This window comes from Desmospora activa DSM 45169, assembly GCF_003046315.1.
In the GTDB taxonomy this organism is placed as follows: Bacteria; Bacillota; Bacilli; order Thermoactinomycetales; family DSM-45169; genus Desmospora; species Desmospora activa.
Window position 1 is genome coordinate 2,623,019 of sequence record NZ_PZZP01000001.1, and the last position, 12,844, is coordinate 2,635,862.

Here is a 12,844-nt window from a genome sequence, read left to right on the forward strand (position 1 = left end):
AGCAGTCGAAGAGGTTTTACTCGCTATATTGAGGTTGTTTTGGAATCTCGATATTTTTATTCATTCAAATCAGTAGCTGAAACAGCGTTGGATTCTTATTGATTTCGATATATTGAAATCCCTTTTTATCCATTCGTTCAATCAACGGCCCGTAATCTTCCCGTCGCTTCAATTCAATCCCCAGAAGGACCGGCCCTTGTTCACGGCTGTTCTGCTTGGTGTATTCAAAGCGGGTAATATCGTCGTCGGGTCCTAATACATCATTGATAAACTCCCGTAGGGCTCCCGCCCGCTGTGGAAATTGGATCGTAAAATAATGTTTGAGTCCCTCATGGATGAGTGAACGCTCCTTGATCTCCTGCATGCGGTCAATATCGTTATTGCCGCCGGAGAGGATGCAGACGACGTTTTTATCCTTGATCTGATCCCGGTACTGGTCCAAAACGGCGATCGGTAAAGCACCGGCGGGTTCAGCCACAATGGCGTTCTCATTGTACAACTGCAATATGGTGGTACACACCTTGCCTTCAGGCACAACGGCAAATTCATCCACCAGTTCGCGGCAGATGCTTAAGTTGATTTCCCCCACCCGCCGAACGGCGGCACCATCCACAAACTTATCGATCACATCCAAGGTGATCGCTTTACCCGCTTCTACTGATCGAGCCATAGCGGGAGCACCCGCCGGCTCCACCCCGATAATCCGCGTCTTGGGACTGATTGCTTTTACATAAGAAGCGACTCCAGCAGCCAAACCGCCACCACCGATGCCGATAAACAGATAATCTAAAGGTTCTTGTAGATCGTTTAAAATTTCCATGCCAACCGTACCTTGGCCGGCGATAGTCTGGGGATTTTCAAAGGGATGGATAAACGCCATATCATGCTTTTCGCTATATGCCAACGCCTCTGCCAGGGAATCGTCAAAGGTGTCTCCTGTCAAAACCACATCAGCAAATGGGCCACCAAACCGTTTCACTTGGTTCACCTTTTGCCGCGGAGTGGGATTGGGCATAAAGATTTTCCCCTTGATCTCCAATGCTTGACAGGAATAAGCCACCCCTTGCGCATGATTGCCCGCACTGGCACAGACGATGCCGTTCTTCAATTTATCCGGCGGCAGGTGGCAAATCACATTGTAAGCCCCACGAATCTTAAACGAGCGCACCACCTGTAGATCTTCCCTTTTCAGATGCAAATGGCAGCCATACCGCTGGGATAAAAGGGGATCTCGCTGCAAAGGTGTATGCGTCACTACATCTTTTAGCAAGTGGTTGGCCATGATCACATCTTCTACGGAAACAGGATGGGATGGGTTGGTTTTTGGTTCTTTTACTCCGGTCTGACTTCCTTCTTTCACTGGTCCATGCCCCCGGTTGTTTTCCGACCATGATACACTGTCCAGCGGGAACTTGGCAACCGTTTGCGAAAAAAACGGAGTATTTTAGTGAAATCATACAGGAATGAAAAATAACACAGGTATCTCGCACTACCCGTTTAGAAGGCGACACGATCTTTACTGTGGATGGAAATCAGTACTCGATCCAAAACATCATCTAGGCGACAGTTTATCGTTCCGATTACAGTTGACTGCAAGTACCCGACGTTTTGAATGAAAAGGGAAAACCGATTCAACGCGGCATCTCTCCATATCCTGGACTCTACTTTTTAGGCCTCTCCAGGCAACACACCCGCGGATCTGCACTCTTGTTGGGGGTTGGCAAGGATGCCGCTTTTCTCGACATCAACATACAAAAAAAGGGTGATTGAAGTTTCCTGTTTACACCCTTTGACCGACTGCACATCATTGATAAAAGGAAAAGACGCATCGAAATGGTGAGCAGGCCCCAAATCACCTTCCTGATACCGGAAAATCATTGACTTATGCTGTCATTTCGATATAATATGTGTCTGTATGGCTCCATTTGTTCCTTTCAACAAGGGAACATGAGGATAGCACGCAAAGAACGGTGATGGATTCACCCTCACTGGTTCGCCCTGTATGGACAGCGGCTGATAATGCTATACAGGTGCCTGTCGTTTCGCCGCTATCCGGAACGGTCAGGCAAGGACAGCGAACCAGCCACACCCTGTTGTTTGCACCATTTTTGGCAACATGGAAAGGAGCAGGTTTTGTTATGGCACGTTACACAGGACCTCGTTGGAAATTAAGCCGTCGCTTAGGGATTTCTCTCTCCGGTACGGGTAAAGAGCTGAAGCGCCCTTATCCTCCAGGAGTACACGGTCCCAACCAGCGTCGGAAATTAAGCGAATACGGACTTCAGTTGCAGGAGAAGCAGAAACTGCGTTTTATGTACGGCATGAACGAAAAGCAGTTCCGCACCTTGTTTGACAAAGCCGGTAAGATGAAAGGGGTTCATGGTGAAAATTTCATGAAGCTCCTGGAATCCCGTCTCGATAACTTGGTGTATCGCCTCGGCTTTTCCCGCACACGCTCACAAGCACGGCAACTGGTGGTTCACGGCCACATTACCGTTAACGGCAAAAAGCTGGACCGCCCCTCCTATCAGGTAAAAGTGGGCGATGTGATCGGCTTGCGGGAAAAAAGCCGCAACCTGACCATCGTCAAAGAGGCGCTGGAAGAGCGCGCTTATCTGCCGGAGTATGTAAGCTTTGACGCCAACAACCTGGAAGGCACCTACTCCCGCCTACCAGAGCGGAGTGAGTTGCCCGCTGAAATCAACGAGCGTCAAATCGTTGAGTACTACAGCCGGTAAATTAAAAACCCCCTCATCCAATGGGATGAGGGGGTTTTTAATTTACTGCCAGCTCCAACCTTCCAAAATCTGAAATACAAAGGCGATGACAGCAAATGAGGTTAATTTTTTCATTTTTCATCCCCCCTGAAAATTAGGATCATTCCTATCATTTCATATCTTGTGTTGTTTGTCAATTAATTTAACATAATCAGAAAACAGTTAAAAAAGTGTCCGATCTGATTATCAAAGTGATAGGAGAGATATTTGAGAGGCATCTTTGCCGTGTCACTTAGCGGAAGAAACTCTAACACTTTGTAAACAGCAAAAGCACCCAGACTCAAAAATCTCTCCCTAAAAGCAAATCAACAAACTTAAAATCGACTCTTCTGGATACCGATCCTCTAACTCCCCAATCGGTGAGGGCATTACGAAGGAACCATTCCGTTATACCACTTTTATCTGGGCAAATTTGCGCTTGCCCACTTGCAAAATCATCCCATCTTCCACCGCAATCTGGGCATCGGCGTCCGCTTCTTTTTCCTGGTTAATTTTGACCGCACCTTGTTTGACCATGCGGCGGGCTTCACCGTTGGAGGCGACCAAGCCGGCACGACTGAGAAGGTGGACGATCCAGATCCGTCCCTCTTCCAACTCAGCCGAAGGAATCGCCACTTCGGGGATATCCGTCGGGAGCGACCGCTGCTGAAACACGCGTTTAAATCCTTCCTCTGCGTCTTGCGCCGCTTCCGCTCCATGGTACATCTCCACCAACCGGCGAGCCAATCCCATTTTTGCATCACGGGGATGAAGTGTGCCATCGTTGATCCCCGTCCGCAATTGATCCAATTCCTCCAGAGAAAGATCTGTTACCAACTCATAGTACTTCAACATCAGCTCGTCAGGAACGGACATCGCCTTGCCGTATATTTCAGCCGGTGGTTCATTGATGCCGATATAGTTACCCAAGCTCTTGGACATTTTTTTTACCCCGTCTAACCCTTCCAACAGAGGCATCGTCAGGATCACTTGCTCTGCTTGCCCGTACTGCGCTTGCAATTGGCGCCCCATTAACAGGTTAAAGGTTTGATCCGTCCCTCCCAATTCAATATCGCTCTCTAAAGCGACGGAATCATATCCTTGCATCAAGGGATAAAAAAACTCATGCACGCTAATCGCCTGTCCCCCATGATAACGCTTGGAAAAATCATCCCGCTCCAACATCCGCGCCACCGTTGTTTTCGCCGCCAGGTCCACCACCGCAGCAAAATCGAGCGCACCGAGCCAACGGCTGTTAAAATGAATCTCCGTCTTGTCCCGATCCAGAACTTTAAATAACTGATCGGCGTAGGTCTGGGCGTTTTGCTTGACTTCCGCTTCCGTCAATGGCTTCCGCGTTTCCGATTTGCCGGTGGGATCGCCGATACGGCCGGTAAAATCCCCGATCACCAGTTGAACAAAATGACCCAAATCTTGAAACTGGCGCAGCTTGTTCAATACCACCGTATGGCCGATATGAATATCGGGTGCAGACGGGTCTAACCCTAGCTTCACTTTAAGCGGACGGCCCGCTTCTACCGCCTGCCGCACTTTTTTCTCCAAATCAGCCTCAGGAATAATTTCCGCTACCCCGCGTCGGATTAATTGCAGCTGTTGTGCGACCTCTTGTTTCACTTCTGCTGACATCTCTTTACTTTTTTCCAATCGTTAACACCTGCCTGCAATTATTTTTATGGCAAAAAATCCATAAAATAAACCTCGTCCCCATAAAGGGACGAGGTTGACTCGCGGTACCACCCTTGTTGAAAACCGCTAATGATGCGATTCTCCACTCATCCGGATAACGGACCGGTGACCGGCGCGATCTCTCATCGAAAGCGCACAGCTCCCAAGCGGTAATTCACAATGGATGCGATCACTGGTTCACAGCAACCACCAGCTCTCTGCGGATTCGCATTCCCTGCTACTGACACTTGTTCGTTGCCGTTTACTTCACAGCAGTACCAACTAGTACGCCGCTTCTTTTTAACGATTATCTTACCATAATCGCTCGGTTAAAATCAAGCAACTCCCCATGTACTGCCAGGCAAATTTGGGGAAGGAGCTTTTGGGTAGATACACTGCAAAGGGTTCAAAAATCTCTTCTGTCACTACATTTTGACGAAAGGAGGGACAGGCGGGCTCCCCGCAATCCATCATGAAACGAAAGAAACGCAATCTCACTCGTTATCCTTGGCTTCGTTGGATAACCGTCCTATCTCTTTTTGTAATCGTGTTCTTATTGGCAGGCACCGGAACAGTAGTGGGCTACCTCTTTTCCACCGTGGAACGGAGCGGCTTGGATCGCGCTGAACTGCAACATCGTTTGGACAGCTGGAATCAGACTAGTTTTGCCCATTTTCGGGATGGGACGTCAATCGGAGCGATGCGCAGTGAAGCGGATCGAAAGTGGGTTCATATGCATGAAGTAAGTCCATACCTGATCCAAGCGCTGGTGGCGACAGAAGACAAAGATTTTTACCGCCATCCTGGCCTCTCCCCTCGCGGATTGGCTCGTGCTGCCTGGGATAATATAAAAAATCATTCTTTTGCTAGCGGAGGTAGTACAATTACGCAGCAATTGGTGAAAAATGCAATCTTAAAAAACCGGGAAAAGGCACTGGAACGAAAATTAAAAGAAATGTGGCTCGCACTCAAGTTGGAACGCATGTTGTCAAAGGATCAAATTTTAGCTTACTACCTCAACAGCCTCTTTTTCGGCAAAGGGGCCAATCATCACAATCTTCTCGGCGTACAAGCCGCCGCCCGCGGCATCTTCGGGGTAGATGCATCCAAACTCAATTTGGCTCAATCCGCTTATTTGGCCGGGATGATTCAACGACCCAACGCCTTTAACCCCTTTGAACCGGCATCTCTGGCGGCTGGACAAAAACGGATGCGCACCGTTATCCGTCGAATGGTACAAAACGGCATGATTGACCAAGCTGCGGCAGAGGAGGCTCTTTCTTATGATTTGTCTACATCCTTGGCTAAACCAAAAAATTCAAGTGCCTATCGGCGCCATCCCTTTGTCATGGCTGCGATTGAAGAACGAGCGGCCCAAGCATTGATGAAAGCGGAAGGTTTAGATGCACAGGAGTTAAGCCGTCAGGGGATGTACCGCAGCACGCTGGAACAATACCGCAAACGAATTTTGACCGGTGGGTATCATATTGTCACCACTTTGGACCCCAACCTACACGAAGCGATTAACCGAGCGGCACTCAATCCTCACCTCTACGCCAAACCAGTCAGCTATACCGTCCGTACCGATCGCGGTCCCAAGCGCATCAAACATGCCCAGGAAGAAGTGGGAGCGACGTTGATTAATCCCCAGAACGGAGCTGTACTCGCCTTTGTCGGCGGGCGGGATTTTAAGCGGGAACAGACCAACCATGCGCTTCATTCCCGTCGTCAACCCGGTTCAACCATTAAACCGTTGTTGGATTACGGTACGGCGCTGGAGAAAGGCATCGCCGATCCCGCCACCGTTTTGATTGATGAACCGTTGGAGTCCCAAGGACAGGATAAAAATAAGATCTATAAAAATCAGACCGAGCAATATCGGGGGCCGGTCACCTTACGGGAAGCACTACGACAATCCCTCAACATCCCGGCGATTAAAACCCTGCGCAAGGTAGGCATTCAAGAGGGATTCAACACCTTAAGAAAAATGGATTTTCCCATCCATCGTTTTGACGGAGAAGCTTCTGCCATCGGCGGCTTTACCCGTGGTTTTACGGTGGAAGAGATGACAGCAGGCTACGCTACGCTGGCAACGGACGGCATCTACCATCCTCCACACCTGATTGAACTAATTGAAGATGCGGAAGGTCGTACGGTGTATCAACAGAAGCCAGAAGAACGGCGTATATTTTCTCCGCAAACGGCGCGCTGGATGACCGACTTATTGCAAGATGTGATGAATCGAGGAACGGGACGATTGGTGGGGAGCCATTTTCCCCACCTGGATATCGCGGGAAAAACAGGCACCACCCAGGAGAATCACGATGTCTGGTTTATCGGGTATACCCCGCGCCTCTCCTTAGGAGTGTGGGTGGGGTATGATTGGAACCACCCCCTCCCCGACGATAAACGGGCCAAACGGGTATGGCGGGAGGTATTCCAAGCCGCCCAAACCGCCCGGCCGGAGCTGTTTTCCGCTGAAGTGCATTTTGTAGGGCTGCCTGATTCTTGGGAACAAGTCAAGCTATGTAAAGTGTCGGGTCAACTCGCCTCTCCCGCTTGTGAACAAGCAGGGGAAACCGTAGAAGAACGACTGCCAGTTGAACGGATTCCGGAGCACACATGTCCCTTACATCAAACGGCAACAACCGTCACGGTTCAGGGCAAGCGGTATCTGGCTCACCCCACTACTCCCGACGACTTTACAGAGGAGATCACCGGCATCCAGATTCCACCGGATGAAGAACAGACGTATCAATATTACAACGGAGAGGTTTTACCCCAGGAAACCGATCCCCGTCTCAGCACGGGTACACCGCTGCCGCCAGTCGTATCGGCATACCCTGATCACAACGGCATCACCTTAACCTGGAGCCCTTCCCCCTCCAGCGGAGTAGCGGGATATCGCATCTACCGCGACGGCATTCGCATCGCCAGCATCCCCGTTGACCAATCCAACCGCTATACTGATTCCCCCGGCTTTTACAGCATCACCTCCGTCGCTGTTGATGGGCTAGAATCAGAGGCGGTAACGGCATCGATAGGAGCGGCACCTACACATCCGAGAACGGAAAAAATGAAACGTCCGCAGAAAAAGTGGCAATGGTGGTAAACGTGAGGGGCGGGGCCGGTTAGACCTCGTCCCCTCCTCACCTACATACTGGTTGGCGATTCAACAAAGCTATATCTTATTGTTCCAGTTGACCTTGCAAAAAGCCCTACCACGGCCTACTCGTCAGTGTGTTGAGTTACTTTTGACATTCCACGGATTATCTCGGCAAGCTAAGAAAAAGCGAATCCTCTTACCCCCCTTTTGTAAGAAAGATTCACTTATGCCGCTCGTTCCTGATTCCTTGCTTTTCTCTGTCGATAGTAATCCAATGTTTTACTTGCACCATAGTAAAGGACCGTGGAAAAAATAATCCCATCCAACGCTGGAATCGTTGTGAAATCGAAAAGGCCTAAGCCCCCTTCTCCCCCTGGTGTTGTCATAAACGTTAGTATAGTCGCAACAGCCCAGACGGAGAGGATCATTGGTTTAAACATTGGCGGAGTATCTTGTCGAATAAAGGCCATCTTATACTTGTGATTATTCAACAAGAAGTAATCAACATATAGAATACCGCCTACGGGCACGATAAGGGGAGTCAAGACAAACAGAAATTTCTCCAAGTTATCGTGAATTCCCATTATCCCCACAATGATTCCCAAAATCCCCGCACCAATCGTTAAAATAGGTTTGGGTATACTTCGAAAGATGATACTAAGCGCTAATCCCGAAGAGTACAGGGAGTTATCGTTGCTTGTCCACGTAGCGGCTAGCATAATCAGAAATGCCAACACACCTCCACCAATCGTAATCATCACATCTACCACATTATCTGCACCGGACAAAAAATACAAAATAGCCGCGATAATGCAGGTAAGAGAATTGCCGACCCCAAAGCCGATCGCACAAGCAAAAGCTGCTTGTCGGCACCGATCCATCCAGACAGTGCGGCAATAGGCGTCAGAATTGCAGACCCTATCAGGATTGCCCAAATAACCGACCACATCTCATTTCCCTGACTAAAAACAGCCCCCAAGTAAAAAGCTGCGAGATCGACTCCAACTGCCACCCAAATAAAAAACAAGTACAGCCAATGAACACGTTTCGAAAGTGGAACTGGCTCTCGGGCATAATCATGACTAAAAATCGAATATAAAGCACCTGAATTTCTGTTCCCAACCATGTTATATCCCTCCCCTTGTTTCAAAATAATCCCTCTTTAAATTCCGCATTTTACGAAAATTTCTCTGGTGAATCAAGCGGGACTCCGGGCAATCGTGGATATAGTAATAATCCGTTAATGGCTTGGCCCAATCCTTTTCGTCGATTTCGGTTAAGATTTGTAAATAGCGCAGATCAGCCTGTTTTCGTTGAAACAATTCTTCTTGGGAGCGAATAACCCGACCATGCCCCGGAACCGCCCAATCAATTTGATGACGCGCTACGATTTGATCTAGCTTTAACAAAGTCGCTGCATAATCATGGGCATCGCCAAAAATAAAGGGAAACTCAACATTGGAGAGATAGTCGCCCAAAAATAAATGGGAATTCATGACAATCATCATGCTTTCATCAGTATGGCCCGCTGCTAGATAGAAGGTGAGTGTCGTATCTCCCACCTCTACGGTTTGACCATCGATGTCGATTTTGATATCCAGCTTAGGAAACATTAGCTCTGGAGGTTGAACATAATATTGAATCCGTAGGCTATCCTTCGCTTGCGTCAACCTTTGCTTTTTTTCCTCTTCGGTCAACTGATCCATTTGTGAACTTCCAATCGTCGTGCTGCCCGTAAACGCTTGTCCACCCATAATGTGATCCCAATCCGCATGGGTAAACGCTACATACAATGGTCGCGATCCCCTGACATGTTCCACATACTCTTGCATGGCTTCAATATCACTGGGAAAAAAGCCCGCATCAATCACAAGAACCAAATCATCTGTCTCAACAACGGCTGCATTATATTGAAAGCCGTTAATGCTGTGAAAAACCCGCGTTCCTTTATGTATAAACAATCGTTGGCCACTCAATCTCTTTTCTCATTCCTTTCTATTCTGGGTTTTTAAACTCTTCATAACTCAGCACGGTTCTGTCACCATCAAGCAGTATAGTATAGGGGGAATGCTTTCTTCCCTAACACCCTCCTTATCTACAACGCATACCCTTCTCTTCCCTCCTGAATAAAAACTTCTCCAATTAGTAATGAATCCCTTTTTTGCAAAAACCAAAAGAAGTATTCTGTTTTTGATTTATTTGAGGGATAGAAACTTACATGGAATTGCCCCCTTTTTGATCTAAGGGGGTAAGATGAGACGCAAACTAAAGTCATTGGGTAAAATATTGACAGGTACTAGTCCGTCACACAGTGTACATATAACCGTATAACCAGCAAACAGGAATCCATCCATCACACGGAGAATATGGGGCAACGGAGGGATCGATAATGCGTCGATGGACCATGGAGGAGATTCGGGAAAGGGTGGAATCACGGCAGAAAGAAACGGAGGAAGCCCTTTTGCGCATGCGTCAACATTGGGAGCAGACGGAAGGAAAACGACCGCGAAGACGAAATCGTCCACGAGATCCCGATGAGATTCATTTATTGACGCTAATGGCAAAAAAAAATTGGGATGATGCAGTGAAAGCGGGTCACGTTCACTATGATCCGGAAAGACGGGTGTTGCGGATTGAAAAATTGGTCAGAAGTTCGAGAGGAACTAACTCGTCTTAGAGATCTTCCTCGCTTTGAAAAAATGACGGAAACAGCAGCCATTCTTACTGAACAATTGGAAGCCCATGGTATCACCCCTATCGTAGTAGGGGGATTATCAGTGGAGATCTATACTTTACAAGCATATACCACCCAGGATATCGATTTTGTGATGGACGGTAGACACATCGCCGATGAAATCCTTACCGCTATCGGATTTATCCGTAAGGGGAAAGATTGGTGGCATCCGGACCTTCTAGTTTCCGTTGAAATTCCAGATCACATTTTAGCAGGGGATCCATCAAAAATAACCACTGTGCCCGTAGGAATGAAAAAAATTAATGTGATCGGAATTGAAGACCTGATCTTGGACCGTCTACGTGCCGCTGTCCATTGGAGAAGCCAAGAGGATCGCGAGTGGGGGTATCGGCTACTTCAATTGCATCATGATCAGCTCGACCTCACATATATCAGCAAACAGTTGCAAACAAAAACCGAAGAAAAAGAATGGACCACCTGGATTAATGAATGAAACAATCGGCTTTGATTGTCGCTCATTCCAAACGGATCGACATGTTTCTGATACCTATAACCTGTCCAAAACAAAAAGAGCGGCGAACTCGCCGCTCTTTTTAAACCGTCCCATCAATCTTCCATCGTCGACAAATCTCCGGTGGGCAGATCCAGCTCCCACGCTTTTAGCACCCGGCGCATAATTTTACCACTGCGGGTTTTAGGCAGTTTATCTTTAAAATCGATCTCCCTGGGAGCGGCGTGGGCTGCTAAGCCTTCCTTCACAAAGACGCGAATCTCCTCCTTCAGTTCATCGGAGGCTTCATATCCTTTGCGCAGGGAAATAAATGCCTTAATAATTTCACCCCGAACCGGATCCGGTTTGCCGATGACACCCGCTTCAGCCACAGCCGGGTGCTCCACCAGTTTGCTCTCCACTTCAAAGGGACCCACCCGCTCACCGGAGGTATTAATCACATCATCGATCCGCCCCTGGAACCAGAAGTATCCGTCTTCGTCCCTGTAAGCGGAGTCGCCGGAGACATACCAACCGGGGATACGGAAGTACTCATTATATTTTGCTTCGTTTTTCCAGATGGCGCGCATCATAGATGGCCAGGGTGTGCGGATGGCCAGGTTACCCATGCGGTATGGCGGCAGTTCATTTCCGGCATCGTCGATGATCGCCGCTTTTACCCCAGGAAAGGGACGCCCCATGGAACCCGGTTTCATCACCATCTGCGGATAATTGGAGATCAAGATTCCACCGGTTTCCGTCATCCACCAGTTATCGTGAATGCGCCGGTTAAACGCATCCAGGCCCCAACGAACCACCTCAGGATTTAACGGTTCACCTACACTCAAGATGTGGCGCACACGGGATAGATCGTATTTTTTCACCAAATCGGCTCCCGCTCCCATCAACATGCGGAAAGCCGTAGGGGCACTGTACCAGACCGTGACCCGATTTTCCTCTAATGTTTGATACCAGTCTTGGGGACTGAAGCGACCCCCGCGGATCACATTGGTCACTCCGTTGAGCCAAGGTGCAAAAATGCCGTAGGAGGTTCCGGTCACCCAACCGGGGTCCGCTGTACACCAATAGATATCATCTTTCTGAAGATCCAACACCCATTTACCGGTCTGATAGTGCTGGATCATGGCGTTATGAACATGGAGCACTCCTTTGGGCTTGCCGGTAGATCCGGAAGTATAATGGATGATCATCGGATCTTCCCGGTCCATCCACTCGATCGCAAGCTCTGTCGATGCGGCCGCCATCTCTTTTTCAAAGTGATAGTAGCCCCCCGTCAATTCTCCGGTCGAACCCACCAGAATAATGTGCTTCAAGGCAGGCAGCTCATCCACCGGAACCCGCTCCAATAACTGTGGCGTCGTTACCAATGCGACCGCTTCGCTGTCCTCCAGCCGGTCCCGCACAGCTCCCTCCATAAAGGCTTCAAACAACGGACCGACAATCGCTCCCACTTTTAAGATCCCCAGAAAACTAAAATAAAGTTCCGGTGTTCGCGGCATAAAGATAAAGACGCGTTCCCCTTTTTGTATGCCGATTTTTTTTAATACATTTCCAAATCGATTGGACTGATCCCGCATCTGTTGGAATGTGTAGGACTCTTTACGATTGGGGTCACTGTAATGTAAGGCGACTTGATCCCGTCGCTCCGTTTCCGTATGGCGATCAATCGCTTCATGAGCAGCATTCACTTTTCCTGTCCGATACCAGGAGAATGCTTTTTCCGCCTCTTTCCAATCAAAAGTTTCATAAGCCTCTTCATAAGAGCCGAGATTGTTATCGGTCGTCATCCGATCAATCGTTTCCGCTTGTTTCATTGGAAGCCCTCCAATCAGATTGGATTTACACGGAAATCCATCAATTCCGGCAAATCGAATGAAAGCGCCTTCAACCAACAGTGTAACACTCCATATACAGCCTGATCGCTCTTGTGTCCATTAGTCAGTCCTGATCGTTTTTTCTAACCATCACCCAAGTTTGAAATGCGGACATAAACCGAGTTTTCGCTCGATTTATGAGAACGGTTTCAAACTTTTTATTAATGATACCACATTTGTCCCCTATGCCAAAAGGGTTACATTGCTTTCGGCATC

Annotated in this window: 9 protein-coding genes and 1 other annotated feature; of the genes, 4 read left to right on the forward strand and 5 right to left on the reverse strand. The window is 48.4% G+C overall.

The genetic code is table 11. The features are described 5' to 3' along the window. Nucleotides 1–64: 64 nt before the first annotated feature. Nucleotides 65–1,360: a threonine ammonia-lyase IlvA gene (gene ilvA, locus C8J48_RS12635; RefSeq protein WP_281261209.1), complete on the reverse strand. Its 1,296-nt coding sequence runs from the start codon at nucleotides 1,358–1,360 to the stop codon at nucleotides 65–67. A 778-nt stretch (nucleotides 1,361–2,138) separates the two neighbouring features. Between ilvA and rpsD the strand changes: the two genes are divergently transcribed. Beyond that, nucleotides 2,139–2,738, forward strand: coding sequence for a 30S ribosomal protein S4 (gene rpsD / locus C8J48_RS12645; protein WP_107727361.1), 600 nt, complete (start codon nucleotides 2,139–2,141; stop codon nucleotides 2,736–2,738). A 426-nt stretch (nucleotides 2,739–3,164) separates the two neighbouring features. Here the strand turns inward: rpsD and tyrS are convergent, their stop codons facing one another. Next, nucleotides 3,165–4,403, reverse strand: a complete 1,239-nt coding sequence (gene tyrS, locus C8J48_RS12650) for a tyrosine--tRNA ligase (protein WP_107727740.1) — start codon at nucleotides 4,401–4,403, stop codon at nucleotides 3,165–3,167. 81 nt (nucleotides 4,404–4,484) lie between these two features. Continuing rightward, nucleotides 4,485–4,707, reverse strand: a binding site (T-box leader). A 207-nt stretch (nucleotides 4,708–4,914) separates the two neighbouring features. Here tyrS and C8J48_RS12655 point away from each other — a divergent pair. After that, on the forward strand, nucleotides 4,915–7,554 hold the full coding sequence (locus tag C8J48_RS12655) for a transglycosylase domain-containing protein (protein ID WP_107727363.1): 2,640 nt from the start codon (nucleotides 4,915–4,917) through the stop codon (nucleotides 7,552–7,554). Nucleotides 7,555–7,772: 218 nt separating this feature from the next. Here C8J48_RS12655 and C8J48_RS12660 read toward each other — a convergent pair whose 3' ends face one another. Both C8J48_RS12660 and C8J48_RS12670 read right to left on the reverse strand, forming a co-directional pair. After that, nucleotides 7,773–8,495 carry an SLC5/6 family protein gene (locus C8J48_RS12660; RefSeq protein ID WP_146160489.1) on the reverse strand — a complete coding sequence of 241 codons (723 nt, stop codon included), beginning with the start codon at nucleotides 8,493–8,495 and terminating at the stop codon, nucleotides 7,773–7,775. Nucleotides 8,496–8,675: 180 nt separating this feature from the next. Beyond that, nucleotides 8,676–9,524, reverse strand: a complete 849-nt coding sequence (locus tag C8J48_RS12670) for an MBL fold metallo-hydrolase (RefSeq protein WP_107727369.1) — start codon at nucleotides 9,522–9,524, stop codon at nucleotides 8,676–8,678. Between the two features lie 413 nt (nucleotides 9,525–9,937). On the opposite strand from C8J48_RS12670, the gene C8J48_RS12675 reads away from it, so the two are divergent. Both C8J48_RS12675 and C8J48_RS12680 read left to right on the forward strand, forming a co-directional pair. Beyond that, nucleotides 9,938–10,225 (forward strand): hypothetical protein, encoded by a 288-nt coding sequence (locus C8J48_RS12675; protein ID WP_107727371.1) that lies wholly within the window; start codon nucleotides 9,938–9,940, stop codon nucleotides 10,223–10,225. After that, nucleotides 10,182–10,736 carry a hypothetical protein gene (locus C8J48_RS12680; RefSeq protein WP_107727373.1) on the forward strand — a complete coding sequence of 185 codons (555 nt, stop codon included), beginning with the start codon at nucleotides 10,182–10,184 and terminating at the stop codon, nucleotides 10,734–10,736. The genes C8J48_RS12675 and C8J48_RS12680 overlap by 44 nt, the downstream gene beginning before the upstream one ends. Nucleotides 10,737–10,849: 113 nt before the next feature. On the opposite strand, the gene acsA is transcribed toward C8J48_RS12680, so the two are convergent. Further along, complete coding sequence (gene acsA / locus C8J48_RS12685) at nucleotides 10,850–12,568, reverse strand: acetate--CoA ligase (RefSeq protein ID WP_107727375.1); 1,719 nt, start codon at nucleotides 12,566–12,568, stop codon at nucleotides 10,850–10,852. Nucleotides 12,569–12,844: the final 276 nt, after the last annotated feature.